General features: G+C 56.1%; 1 pseudogene. It reads right to left on the bottom strand.

The annotated features are described in order from the left end of the window. A pseudogene (locus tag HEN33_RS25670) lies at window positions 1-326 on the bottom strand (tail assembly protein); the annotation flags it as partial. Between the last annotated feature and the right edge of the window lie 2 nt (window positions 327-328).

Here is a 328-nt window from a genome sequence, read left to right as displayed (position 1 = left end):
AAAGCGATACTGATCCCCGGCATCCAGATTGCCGTAGCAATCAACGCCGCACCCAACACCGCCTGAAAAACACCGCTACTTTTGGCTCCCGCAAGACGCGGAACGATGTGGATCACTGCACCATTTGCCAGCGGCTCACTAAGACGGGATGATAATTCGTTTTCGCCTGCATCATGCCCGGCAATGCGTACCTGATACCAACCGTCGCTCAGTTTCTGACGAAACGCCGGAAGCTGTGTGGCCAGCGCCCGGATGGCTTCAGCACCCGTTTTCACACGAAGGTCGATGCGGCGGCCAAATCGTTGTAAATCCCCGTAAAGGCAGATGC

The sequence above is a fragment of the Escherichia sp. 94.0001 genome (assembly GCF_013369155.2).
GTDB classification, from domain to species: Bacteria; Pseudomonadota; Gammaproteobacteria; order Enterobacterales; family Enterobacteriaceae; genus Escherichia; species Escherichia coli_F.
This window is presented reverse-complemented; position numbering and strand designations above follow the sequence as displayed.